The sequence below is a fragment of the Pseudoalteromonas sp. SWYJ118 genome (assembly GCF_015864505.1).
GTDB classification, from domain to species: domain Bacteria; phylum Pseudomonadota; class Gammaproteobacteria; order Enterobacterales; family Alteromonadaceae; genus Pseudoalteromonas; species Pseudoalteromonas arctica.
Genome location: NZ_JADYXC010000023.1, coordinates 1 through 12,679, shown reverse-complemented (window position 1 = coordinate 12,679; position 12,679 = coordinate 1). Strand labels below are relative to the sequence as shown.

Below are 12,679 nucleotides of genomic sequence, written 5' to 3'. Positions count from 1 at the left end.
AACCTGTTAAAAGTATTTAGCAAAAAGAAAAACACACAACTTCAAATTTGCTATCATTTACGCCAATATTTAATTAATTTTTATCCATAAAGGTAAGGTATGAGTGATAGTCACTTAGTATATTCAACAAGTACGGGGCGCATTGACCAGCCAAAACCAGAAAAAGAGTTAGAAGCTAAGCTTTTTAAAGATGGTTTTATTCGCATTGAGCGTCAAACAAAAGGACGTAAAGGCAAAGGCGTAATGTTAGTTGTAGGCATTGATCCAAAAGATCATGATTTGAAAAAGTTAGCTAAAACTATAAAAAGCAAAATGGGCCAAGGCGGCGCAGTAAAAGAAGGCATTATTGAAGTGCAAGGTGATGACCGCGATAAACTAAAAGCCATTTTAGAAGCGTTAAAATTTAAAGTTAAAATTGCGGGTGGTTAACCCGCAATTTTATTAACTACTTACTTCGCTATTTGAGAGTTCATTTAACCTTTCATACAATTTTGGTAGTTCGTGCTCAGCAATTGGTTTACTAAAATAATAGCCTTGTACAATGAAGCAATTATTATTTTGTAAAAACTGCATCTGCTCTATTGTCTCAACCCCTTCTGCGACCACGTCTAGCTTTAACTTTTGCGCCATGGCAATAATAGCGGCAGTAATTTCCATATCATTTGTATCCTCAGGGATATCTTTTACAAATGAACGGTCAATTTTCAATATATCAACCGGGAATCGTTTTAAGTAACTGAGTGACGAATAGCCAGTACCAAAATCATCAATAGAAATAGATATACCTAAGGCTTTAAGCTCGTGGAGTTGTGTAATTGCAGCTTCTACATTTCCCATTAGCATACTTTCAGTCAGCTCTAAGTGAAGGCGCTTAGCCGAAACACCCGTCCTAATTATCATTTTACTCAGTGTTGAGACTAAGCTTGAGTCTTTGAACTGGCGAGCCGATAAGTTTATCGATATATTATTTTCTAAGCCTTGCTTTGTTAATCTTACGGCAAAATCACAAGACTCTTGAAGCACCCATTCGCCTAATTCAACTATAAGGCCTGTCGCTTCTGCAATAGGAATAAATTTATCTGGAGGGATTGCGCCTTCAGTTGGGTGGAACCATCTTAATAACGCTTCATAGCCAATGACCTGATGAGTACGACTATCAACTTGAGGTTGGTAGTAAACTACAAACTGTTTTTCTTTTAGTCCTATACGTAGCTCATTTTCAATAAATAAACGCTCATTAGCAGCTGCGTTCAATTCTTGGCTATAAAAATGGAATGTATTACGCCCTTTTGCTTTTGCCTCATACATTGCTAAGTCAGCATGTTTTAATAACTGATCCTCTTCTAGGCTATCGTACGGAGCCATTGTAATACCAATACTCGCGCTCACAATAACTTCATTACTACCTAGTTTTATAGGCACATTCAGTGTTTTTTGAATTGTATTGGCAACATCAGTCGCGTGAGCTTGGCTTTCTATACCACTGAGTAATACTGCAAATTCATCACCACCTAAGCGCGCTATGGTGTCCTCGGCTCGTAAACGTTTTTTAAGTCTGTTTGCCACTTCAATTAATAATTGATCGCCGGCATCGTGACCTAATGTATCGTTAATACGTTTAAATTCGTCTAAATCAAAGTAAAACAATGCAAATGCATAGTGCCCACGTTCTGCTAATGCCATTGATTTACGCAATTGCATTCTAAAAAACGTTCTGTTGGCAAGGCCCGTAAGGGTGTCAAAGTAAGCAAGCTGCTCCATTTTACGCTGGCTTTCTTTTACAAACGAAATATCTTGTGCAGATGCTACATAGCTGGTTATTTCACCGCCCTCTTCACGAATTGGCGAAACACTTAAAGACACCCAAATTGGCTCTTTATTCAAGCCTTGAATTAATGTATCACCGCGCCAGTAATTACGGCTGCGTAAATCTATGTCTATATCTTCAACTAAAATAGACATTTCTGAGGCAATAATATTAAGTAATGGTGCTCTATTAAAATGACTTTCTGGGTAGCCTGTCATTTCGAGCATTTTTGGATTTACGTATTCAATTACAAAATTCTCATCGGTGATCACAACACCAGTGCCCGAGAATGCTACCGCTTTAGATAAACGGTTAGCTGCTTTTTCAGCAATTTCTTTTTCTGTAATTCTCTGGTTTAAGCCATCGATAAGTTTGCGAATTTCTACCGTCATGTCTCTAAATGAGCCATTAAGCGTGCCAATTTCATCTTTGTTTTCTGGTGGGAATTCTGTAGTTAATTGACCTTTGCCAAAACTTGTAACTGCATAAACCAAAGTATGTAAACGGCGAAGGACTAGTTGATAAAGCGCTTGATGCAGCAATAAGGCAACTAATATTGCGTATAAAATAAAGAGACCAAAAAACTTCAGTTTTAAATCTTGTAATGCAGATAACGTCGATGAACGCTTTTTATATACCCCTATGTACCAATCTAAGTCATCAATCTTACGAATATTGATAATATGAGCTTCGTCATTTTTTTCAAACGAATTTGCGTATTCAGGTAATTTCACCGCAATTACATCATCAATAATCGACTGCAGTGCTGGGTTTACAAATTCATTAGTAGCGAGTGCTTTATTATCACTACCATAGTCGGCTAGTAAGGTCGGATTTAAATCTGGGTGTGCTAACAATTGCCCTTTACTATCAAACACAAGTAGGTGTTTTTCTTTATCACCAACAGGTAAAAATGAAATAAGTTTGTTGAGGGAAATATCGCTCCCTGTCACACCTAAAAACTCATTATCGACATAAACTGGCACTAGTAAGCTAATAACCCATTTGCGCCATACTGTATCGTAATAGACTTTTGACCATGCAGGCTCTCTTACTGTTTCAAGCGTGCTTTTAATCGATTTATAAGTTGAGCCATTCGTTGCTCTAAAGTCGGCAGGTGCGTTTAATGCCCAATTAGGGGGAGAAACACGAATAAAATCATCATCTGTTATTAAATAAAAGTTAAAAAAGTCGTGTACCAGTGTAGGAGAAATTATGCGCCACAGCATCTCAGAATCATTAAATAGGCGTTTATAAAAAGGAGAGTAATTTTGCTGTGGTAAAAATGCTGCTGATAAACCATCAGCAGAGGCACTTCGAATCGTACCGTCACTATTAAATTGTAACTGTGATTTATTGCTTAAATTAATTGGTGAATTGGGTTGAAAAAGTTGTTGTGTTACTACGTTATTAGCTTGCTGAGCAATATTTACTTTTGTTTTAATGCGCTCATTAAATTGCTTCACTAATAAATCTGTCGAGCTTTTTAAAACTTCGTGTTCTTCAAAAACGAGTTGTTTCTCTTCAGATTTAAGCATTAAGGCAGCCGCACATACCCCAGCTATTAAGCAAATAGCGGATATGAGTAGCGATAGTTTTACACTTAAAGAATTCAATCCAAAACGCGATGGAGGGCGTCTGTAAACCACGGGTCAACCTTAATTATTAATAATTGTTATTATTTGAACCAGTTAACGAAATATACCAGATCCGCATTCATATTTATAAATTATTTGTAAACTTTCTATAAAAACTAATATAGGGAAATAAATAGTACTCTAAGCTTATTTAGATCTTTATTGACATTGGTAGCAACTCTCCATACATTAACTGCATGAACATATTTATCTCTCGCACTTTTTTTTCGTTTTTTAGCTTCTTTATATAGAAGAGGCTTCCCTGTTTGTGAGATAAAATCAATCGAATAGTAAAGCCTCCCAACCGGGAGGCTTTTTTGTTTTTGCTGTGTAATAACAGCCTACTTTTGGAATGAGGATACCAAAATGACAAATGATGTATTAAATGCACTAAGACACGATATAAATGAAATAGACTCCGATTTACTCGTGTTATTAGCTAAACGTCGTCGTATTAGCCACGGTGTGGTTGAGTATAAAATTGCTAACAACAAACCAATTCGCGATGAAGCACGTGAACTCGCACTTTTAGAGAAACTGATTGGTTATGGTAAATCATTAGGTTTAGATGCTTACTACGTGAATAATGTTTTTCAAACTATTTTGGAAGACTCTGTTTTACACCAACAAGCAATGTTACAAAAAAATCTGAATCCAGATGCCCTTAGTGAAACACACCGTGTAACTTACTTAGGTGGTCAGGGTTCTTATAGCCAACTAGCATGCCATAAATATTTTAGCCGCCGCCCGGGTAAATTAGTTGAAATTGGCTGTACATCGTTTGACGAAATAACAGGTAAAGTAGAAAACGGCCAAGCTGATTTTGGTTTATTACCCATTGAAAACACAAGCTCTGGCAGTATTAACGAGGTGTTTGACTTATTACAGCACGCGCAAGTGTCTATTGTTGGAGAAGTAACTCACAGTGTAGAGCATTGCTTACTCGCCAACCCTGATACTGAACTTAGTCAACTAACAAAAATATTTGCACACCCACAACCATTTGCGCAGTGCAGCCGCTTTTTACAGGGCTTAGGTGATTTACAACACGAAACATGTGACTCAACATCAAGCGCGCTACAATCAGCTCTGAACACACCATACAGTGCTGCAATTGGCTCTGCACAAGCGGGGAAAAACGTCGGGCTTGAGGTTATTAAATCAAACCTAGCTAATCAAAGCGAAAACCATAGCCGCTTTATTGTTGTTGCACGTAAGCCTCTACAAGTGTCTAACCAAATTCCAACTAAAACTAGTTTGATCATGTCGACAAAACAACAAGCGGGCTCACTAGCCGATGCGTTAATGATTTTTAAGCAGCATAAGATTAATTTAGTAAAACTTGAATCTCGCCCTACTCCGGGCAATCCGTGGGAAGAAGTTTTTTATGTTGACCTAGAAGCAAACTTAGCTGAAAGCCAAGTAAAAGAAGCGCTAGAAGAACTTAAAGAGCACACCCAATATGTACGTATTTTAGGATGCTACCAAAGCGAGTCACTACAGGCAGTAAGCGTTAATACTTAATAAGCAATTTTACAAATCAAAAAAGGGCCGATATCGGCCCTTTTTCGTTAACTAGTACCAGTCTGCATAAATATTTTAGCAATTTAACGAATTAAATCCCCATACTTAAGCAAACGGTATAACAAATATTAATCTAAAACTTTTGAATCATTCGCTTTATTTAATAAGCTTCTACTTTGCGTTAAAAAGTGTTCTGTCGAGTCAGAAAAGTAAACTTTAGCCTCAGCAAAAGAATCAATAAGCGCTGCTTTATCTCCCGCTTTTAATTTTGCTAATGTACTTGCGAAGGTATCTTGGTACTGTGCAAGTAAGGTTTCTACATCATCGAATTGTGCTAGCATAATATCTGAGTAAAGCTCAGGCGACTGCGCAAATAAACGCCCTACCATCATCAGTTCTAATTGATATATAGGTGACGAGCAGCTACGTAATTCTTCTAGTGTATGACTTTGTTTTGCTAAAAATTGTCCGTACACAAATGTCGTTAAATGGCGCATTACCTGAATAATTTGCATTGCTTCATCATGCTTTTTAGCATCAAGCTCAACAAGCTGACAACCCCATACTTGTAACTGCTGTAACAAACCTTTTGCCGCTTGGTGTTCTCGCCCTTCACATACAACAACTGTTTGTTTTACCCAGTGTGATATATCAGGCCCAAACATAGGATGCAAACCAACCACAGGGCCACTGTGCGCAGCTTTTAGTGCTTTAATAGGCGATTGCTTTACCGATGTAATATCAACTAGTAAACAGTCTTCATCTAGTTTAGGTAACTTAGCAACGACAGCGTCCAATGCATTAATAGGTACGCTAATCATTACCAGCTTGGCACCTTTTAAAATACTTTTCGCATCGTTTTGCTGATCTTTATCTAAAATTTTAACTTCGTAACCTGAGCGAATAAACTGCTGTGCAAATAACTGGCCCATGGCGCCTTGACCACCCACAATTACAATTGGCGAAAGCTCTGGCGCTGCGCATGCAAGTTTTGCTTGTTGGTTTTGATAGGCTTCTCGCATCATACGTCTAAGTATATCTTCAACGAGATCTGGGCTTACATTTTGATTTATTGCTTCTTGTCGTCTTGCCGCTAATAGCTCTGCTTCACGGGCAGGTGCATGTAAAGGTGCGCCTGTTTGTTGTTTTATCTCACCAATTTTTTGCGTAATACCATTACGTTTAGCAAGTAAGGCAACAAGTTGTGCATCGCATTCATCTATACCTTCTCTTAGCTGTGCTAAATCACTTATGTCAGCCACGTTCGTCCCACCTTAAAAAACCAAATAACGTAAATATAAATTTACATAAAAGTAAACTAATCAATACGATAAATACTAACAGGATCAGCTAACTGAGAAAAGGCTAAAGCGGAAATTTTACTAATGAGGAATTGAGAATTGAGAATTGAGAATTGAGAAAATAATATTCTAAAACCAAAACGGGTTGCAACCCGAAGGATGCAACCCGTTTTTTTGCGTTGATAAACAGCGCGTATTAGTTAAGTTTTTCTCTAATACGTGCAGATTTACCAGAACGCTCACGTAGATAGTAAAGCTTAGCACGGCGAACTGCACCGCGACGCTTAACTGTTACGCTATCAATAAGAGGGCTGTGCGTTTGGAATACACGCTCAACGCCTTCACCGTTCGAGATTTTACGAACTGTGAATGCTGAGTGAAGACCACGATTACGCTTAGCGATTACAACACCTTCAAAGGCCTGTAGACGCTCTTTAGCACCTTCTTTTACTTTTACCTGTACAACCACTGTATCACCAGGGCCAAATGCAGGTACGTCTGTTTTAAGCTGCTCATCTTCAAGCGCTTTAATAATATTTTGGTTTACTTTTGCCATTATGTTTCTCACTTTCCTAGGTGTAACTGTCTTCTAGCCACAAGCTTTTTGGTACTCTTGCTGAAATTTCGCGAGTAATACCGCTTGCTCCTCAGTCAGAGCTAGGTTATGCAACAAGTCAGGACGTCGTAACCAAGTTCTGCCTAATGACTGCATAAGCCGCCATTTTGCTATCTCTTGGTGGTTACCACTGAGTAATACAGCAGGAACCTGTTTGTCGTCCAATGTTTCTGGTCGTGTATAGTGTGGACAATCTAACAAGCCATCCGAAAATGAATCTTGTTCCGCTGACTGGTTATGACCTAACACACCTGGCACTAATCGCGCTACTGCGTCAATTAATGTCATGGCAGGTAGTTCACCACCACTCAAAATAAAATCACCAATTGACCATTCTTCGTCAACATATGATTCTATTATTCTCTCATCTATACCTTCATAGCGACCGGCAATCAAAATCAGTTTTTTAGAGTTAGCGAGTTCGCTAGCACCTTGCTGATCAAGTTTGCGCCCTTGCGGGGACATATAAATTACTTTAGCACCATCACCAGCTGCTTTTTTAGCTTCGGCAATCGCTTTTTTTAATGGCTCAACCATCATTAACATACCAGGTCCGCCCCCGTAAGGACGGTCATCTACGGTTCTATGCTTATCTAAAGCGTAGTCTCGCGGATTCCAGCAGTTAAAATCAATTAAGCCATTTTTTACTGCGCGACCGGTAACACCTTGGTCTGTAATAGCGTCAAACATGTCTGGAAAAAGGCTTATCACCCCTACCCATAATGAACTAGTTTGCGTCATTAAAAACCAGGATCCCAGTCTACGGTAATTTCTCTTGCGTCGTATTTAACTTCTTTAATAACTGAATCAGTTAAAAAAGGAATCAAACGCTCAGCTTGACCAAATGCGTCTTTACTGTTTGCTTTAACAACCAGTACGTCATTTGACCCTGTCTCCATCAGGTCATCAACAATGCCTAAGCTATAACCTTTATCGGTTACAACAGACATGCCAATGAGATCTCGCCAATAGAACTCACCTTGCGGGAGTTCTGGTAAATGCGCTGCATCCATTGAGATTTCAGCATGGGTATAAGCCATTGCTTCGTCTCGGTCGTTTACCTGCGCAAATTTAGCGATAAAGCCTTTGTTGTGGCGACGCCAGTCGACCACTTCTAAGGACTGCCATTTACCTTGCTGCCCTATCAACCACGGGCTGAAATCGAAGATCCCTACGGGATCATCAGTAAATGAATGTACCTTAAGCCAGCCCTTTATACCATATGGGGCACCGAGCTTTCCTACGACAATTATTGATGAGGTGTTCTCTTGACTCATGGTTACACTTACGCCTATTAAGCCGCTTTACGAGCGTCTTTTACTAACTTAGCTACGCGATCTGAAAGAGATGCGCCCTGACCTACCCAGTGTTCAACACGTGGTAAATCTAAACGAATTTTTTCTTCTTGACCTGAAGCAATTGGGTTAAAAAAGCCTACTTTCTCGATGAAGCGACCGTCACGCGAGAAACGGCTATCCGCAACCACAATTTGATAGAAAGGGCGTTTTTTAGCGCCACCACGTTGCAAACGAATAGTTACCATACCGTCCTCTATAAAGATTGACTGTTTTCATTAATAAGATTTACTCCCCAGAATGGGGAGCTGGGGAATTGTACGAGTTTTTGGCAATAACGCAAGTAAGAAGTGAACCAAAAAGGCAGTTTAGTAGGTTAAACCGTGATCTCAACGACAAATAAGAGTTAAAGGTGTATTACATGCATAATTTATTCAACAAAAAAGGAGCTATTTGCTCCTTTAAATATGATTCGCTATTATTTTAAAAAGTAACTTAATGGTACTTTTTAAAATTTAGGACCGCCGCCGCCCATCATTCCAGGTGGTAACATGCCTTTCATACCGCGCATCATTTTAGTCATGCCGCCTTTACCTTTCATTTTTTTCATCATTTTTTGCATTTGCGTAAACTGCTTAAGCAACTTATTAATCTCTTGTACTTGTGTACCAGAGCCAGCTGCTATGCGTTTTTTACGCGAACCTTTAATGATTTCTGGACGTGCACGCTCTTTTTTAGTCATAGAGCTAATAATAGCTTCCATTTGGATAAATGTTTTATCACCCATTTGACCTTTAACAGCATCTGGTAAGTTAGACATACCAGGGAGCTTATCAAGCATTGACATCATGCCACCCATGCTTTTCATTTGCTTTAATTGGTCAGCAAAATCATCAAGAGTAAAACCTGCGCCTTTAAATACTTTTTCAGCAACTCTAGCAGCTTGCTCTTTATCTACTTTCATCTCGACTTCTTCGATTAATGAAAGTACGTCACCCATGCCTAAAATACGCGACGCTATACGGTCTGGGTGGAAAGGTTCAAGTGCGTCAGTGCGCTCACCCACACCCATAAACTTGATAGGCTTGCCAGTGATGTGACGAATAGATAAAGCAGCACCACCACGCGCATCACCATCGGTTTTTGTTAATATAACACCGGTAAGTGGTAATGCTTCGTCGAATGCTTTAGCTGTATTCGCCGCATCTTGACCTGTCATTGCATCAACAACGAACAAGGTTTCAATTGGATTGATTGCTTTATGAAGATCTTTAATTTCATCCATCATGTTGCTATCAACATGTAGACGACCTGCAGTATCAACAAGTACTACATCTATAAATTTCTTTTTAGCATGAGAAATTGCAGCGGTTGCAATATCAACTGGCTTTTGCGAAATATCACTTGGGAAGAAATCAACATCAACTTCTGCTGCAAGCGTTTCTAGCTGTTTAATCGCCGCAGGACGATAAACATCGGCACTTACTACAAGTACTGATTTCTTTTTTCGCTCTTTTAAAAACTTAGCAAGCTTAGCTACACTGGTGGTTTTACCCGCACCTTGTAGACCCGCTACCATTACAACGGCTGGCGGTTGCGCATTTAGACTTAGCTCTTCATTAGCCTCGCCCATTGCTTTTTCTAGTTCTTCACGCACTATTTTTATAAATACTTGGCCTGGGCTTAAGCTTTTTGTAACTTCAACCCCAACTGCGCGTTCTTTAACTTGTTTTACAAAGTCGCGAACAACAGGCAATGCCACATCGGCTTCTAAAAATGCCATACGCACTTCGCGAAGTGTGTCTTTTATGTTGTCTTCCGTCAGACGGCCACGGCCACTGATATTTTTTAAGGTTTTACCTAATCGTTCTTGGAGGTTCTCAAACATGTAACGGTTCCGATAAGACGTTTATATCAATCCATTTAAATTTTACGATTAATTTGATTTTTCAATTAACCTAGATTGACTTATTAAGTTTCAATTAAAAGTAGTATACCGTATATGGCGTCTTACAATATAGTGTTCAAGTGCACCTTGATGAGTTTCTTTTTTTAAGGTCTATGCATTTGCTTTGCTATAAAATACAATGGCTATATAACAACAAGGTTTATTTTGTCTCAAATTAAGTGGCCCAAGCACAATGCTGATTATTAGTTTAACTATTATTGCCAGTTTATTTTATGTGTTAGCAACGTCTCACGTGCTTTCACGCCTGTTTCATCAACAAGGCCCAAGCCAAAAAGTAACTGTTATTTTAAGCACGGTTGCTATAGTGGCGCACATGCTGCTGTTAGTTAACTCTGTTTTTAGAGCCGACGGTCAAGATTTAAGTATCGTAAACGTCGCTCTTTTGACGTGCTGGGTGATTGTGGTCTCGGTGACGGCTGTCTCGCTAAAATTCCCTGCAACTTTATTGTTGCCCGTTGTTTATGGTTTTGGTGCCTTACTAACCATTGCCAGTTTATTTATACCTCATCATATTTTATTGCAAAGTATCAATATTGAGGTGGGTTTAGTAACGCACATCTCTTTATCTTTGTTAGCCTACTGTATTTTAATTATCGCTACTTTATACGGTGTACAGTTTTACTTTATTGATAAACGTTTAAAACGTAAAGATTTAGCAATTGTACATAGCCATCTTCCGCCTTTAATGGTTGTGGAGCGCCAGCTTTACCAACTTCTTAATTTAGGCACTATATTACTCACATTTGCATTACTTTCAGGGTTTGTATTTCTTGATGGAATGTTCGCTAAAGAGTTCATTCATAAAACAATATTATCGTTAGTTGCGTGGGCTATTTTTGCCGTTGTAGCTATCGGGCATATGAAAAAGGGTTGGCGCGGTAAACCGGTGGTTATTACAATCATGGTCGCTGCATTTGTCCTCACACTCGCTTATTTTGGCAGCCGTTTCATACAAGAAGTGATACTAAATAAGTTTTAACTTGACTCTGCTTGCTCACTCTAGCTTAATACGCATTGATTTATAAGAAAAGGATCCATCGTTGGACGACATATCGACAAGTACCCTATTTATCATTTTAGGTTTTTTGGTGCTTTTTTCTGCTTATTTTTCTGGTTCAGAAACCGGAATTATGTCAATCAATCGTATACGCCTGCGACACCTCGCTAAAGAGGATCATCGTGCAGCTAAACGAGTCAGTAAATTACTTAGCCGTCCAGATAGGCTCATCGGTTTAATTTTAATCGGTAATAATCTTGTTAATATAGCAGCAGCCCAAGTTGCAACCATTATAGGTATTCGCCTTTACGGTGACCTAGGTATTGCTATAGCAACGGGCGTGTTAACTCTAGTTGTGCTTATATTTGCCGAAGTAACACCTAAAACCCTTGCTGCCCTCTACCCTGAAAAAGTTGCTTTTCCAAGTTCAATAATACTTAAGGGATTACTAAAAATTCTGTTCCCTTTTGTCGTGGTTATTAACTGGATGACAAACGGTATACTGCGGTTATTTGGTATTAGTGCTGCTCAAATCGACGAACACAGCATGAGTAAAGAAGAATTAAAAACAGTACTCAATGAGTCAGGCGCACTTATTCCTGCTCGTCATCAAAGTATGCTGACTTCAATTTTAGATTTAGAACAAGTAACCGTTGAAGATATTATGATCCCACGAAACGAAATTGTGGCCATTGATATTAATGACGATTGGAAACTAATTAGTCGCCAGCTTACCCATGCGCAACATACTCGTGTGTTGTTGTATCGCGATAATATAGATGATGCAGTAGGTTTTATTCACTCACGTGATGCGCTTCGTCTACTTACAAAAGAGCAATTTGATAAACCATCTTTGCTACGGGCTGTACGTGAAATTTACTTTATCCCTGAAGGAACATCACTAAATACTCAGCTATTAAAGTTTCAGCAATCTAAAGAACGCATAGGCTTAGTGGTAGATGAGTATGGCGACATCCAAGGCCTAGTGACCCTAGAAGATATTTTAGAAGAAGTTGTTGGCGATTTTACAACTACGCAAACTCGTACGCCGAGCGAAGAAGTAGAAACACAAACTGATGGCTCATGTATTGTGGATGGCGGCGCTAACGTACGCGATTTAAATAAAGAAATGGGTTGGGATTTCCCGCTCGATGGACCTAAAACTTTGAGTGGTTTAATTGTTGAATACTTGGAGAATATTCCTGATGCAAATATTAGTCTGCGTATCGCGGGATATCCTATTGAAGTACTCGAAGTAAAAGAAAATATGATAAAACAAGTGAAGATACTGCCGAATAAGCGTTCTCGCTAAATAAAAAAGGAGCCAATTGGCTAATGCCAGTCAGTTAAGCTGACTGGCATTTTTCTTTTTATGGGGATACTTAGATGGTTTTGGCTTAAGCCATCGGGGGTATCTTCTATCCTCTCGTCTAGCTGGAAGCTTAAATAAGACCAGTGTATTGAGTAAGTGCTGCCAGTGTATTGGAATGTTCCCTGGACTCATTATAGATACTGACGAGAAATACTGAATGA

General features: G+C 39.1%; 11 protein-coding genes and 1 other annotated feature. Of the genes, 4 read left to right on the top strand and 7 right to left on the bottom strand.

Going from position 1 to position 12,679, the window contains the following annotated elements; translation table 11 throughout:
* Nucleotides 1–99: 99 nt before the first annotated feature.
* Nucleotides 100–429 carry a translation initiation factor gene (locus I6F48_RS17490; protein WP_007581414.1) on the top strand — a complete coding sequence of 110 codons (330 nt, stop codon included), beginning with the start codon at nt 100–102 and terminating at the stop codon, nt 427–429.
* Between the two features lie 12 nt (nt 430–441).
* Here the strand turns inward: I6F48_RS17490 and I6F48_RS17485 are convergent, their stop codons facing one another.
* On the bottom strand, nt 442–3,456 hold the full coding sequence (locus I6F48_RS17485; protein ID WP_021032079.1) for a bifunctional diguanylate cyclase/phosphodiesterase: 3,015 nt from the start codon (nt 3,454–3,456) through the stop codon (nt 442–444).
* A gap of 192 nt (nt 3,457–3,648) precedes the next feature.
* Nucleotides 3,649–3,766 (top strand) — a sequence feature (Phe leader region).
* 44 nt (nt 3,767–3,810) lie between these two features.
* On the opposite strand from I6F48_RS17485, the gene I6F48_RS17480 reads away from it, so the two are divergent.
* Nucleotides 3,811–4,968 carry a chorismate mutase gene (locus I6F48_RS17480; RefSeq protein ID WP_007581410.1) on the top strand — a complete coding sequence of 386 codons (1,158 nt, stop codon included), beginning with the start codon at nt 3,811–3,813 and terminating at the stop codon, nt 4,966–4,968.
* A 128-nt stretch (nt 4,969–5,096) separates the two neighbouring features.
* Here I6F48_RS17480 and tyrA read toward each other — a convergent pair whose 3' ends face one another.
* The 6 genes from tyrA to ffh form a co-directional block, all read right to left on the bottom strand.
* Complete coding sequence (tyrA, locus tag I6F48_RS17475; RefSeq protein ID WP_010554632.1) at nt 5,097–6,230, bottom strand: bifunctional chorismate mutase/prephenate dehydrogenase; 1,134 nt, start codon at nt 6,228–6,230, stop codon at nt 5,097–5,099.
* A 235-nt stretch (nt 6,231–6,465) separates the two neighbouring features.
* Nucleotides 6,466–6,825, bottom strand: coding sequence for a 50S ribosomal protein L19 (gene rplS, locus I6F48_RS17470; protein WP_007581406.1), 360 nt, complete (start codon nt 6,823–6,825; stop codon nt 6,466–6,468).
* 33 nt (nt 6,826–6,858) lie between these two features.
* Nucleotides 6,859–7,626, bottom strand: coding sequence for a tRNA (guanosine(37)-N1)-methyltransferase TrmD (gene trmD, locus I6F48_RS17465; protein WP_007581405.1), 768 nt, complete (start codon nt 7,624–7,626; stop codon nt 6,859–6,861).
* Complete coding sequence (gene rimM, locus I6F48_RS17460) at nt 7,626–8,162, bottom strand: ribosome maturation factor RimM (protein WP_010554631.1); 537 nt, start codon at nt 8,160–8,162, stop codon at nt 7,626–7,628. Before rimM ends, trmD begins: the two co-directional genes overlap by 1 nt.
* Before the next feature lie 17 nt (nt 8,163–8,179).
* On the bottom strand, nt 8,180–8,428 hold the full coding sequence (gene rpsP / locus I6F48_RS17455; RefSeq protein WP_002962192.1) for a 30S ribosomal protein S16: 249 nt from the start codon (nt 8,426–8,428) through the stop codon (nt 8,180–8,182).
* Between the two features lie 260 nt (nt 8,429–8,688).
* Nucleotides 8,689–10,068, bottom strand: a complete 1,380-nt coding sequence (gene ffh, locus I6F48_RS17450; protein WP_007581399.1) for a signal recognition particle protein — start codon at nt 10,066–10,068, stop codon at nt 8,689–8,691.
* 253 nt (nt 10,069–10,321) lie between these two features.
* Between ffh and I6F48_RS17445 the strand changes: the two genes are divergently transcribed.
* Entirely contained in the window at nt 10,322–11,128 is an 807-nt protein-coding gene (locus I6F48_RS17445; protein WP_024593585.1) for a cytochrome C assembly family protein, read from the top strand.
* 61 nt (nt 11,129–11,189) lie between these two features.
* The gene (locus tag I6F48_RS17440; RefSeq protein WP_024593584.1) at nt 11,190–12,458 is read left to right on the top strand and encodes an HlyC/CorC family transporter; all 1,269 of its coding nucleotides are present in this window, start codon (nt 11,190–11,192) and stop codon (nt 12,456–12,458) included.
* Nucleotides 12,459–12,679 lie beyond the last annotated feature (221 nt).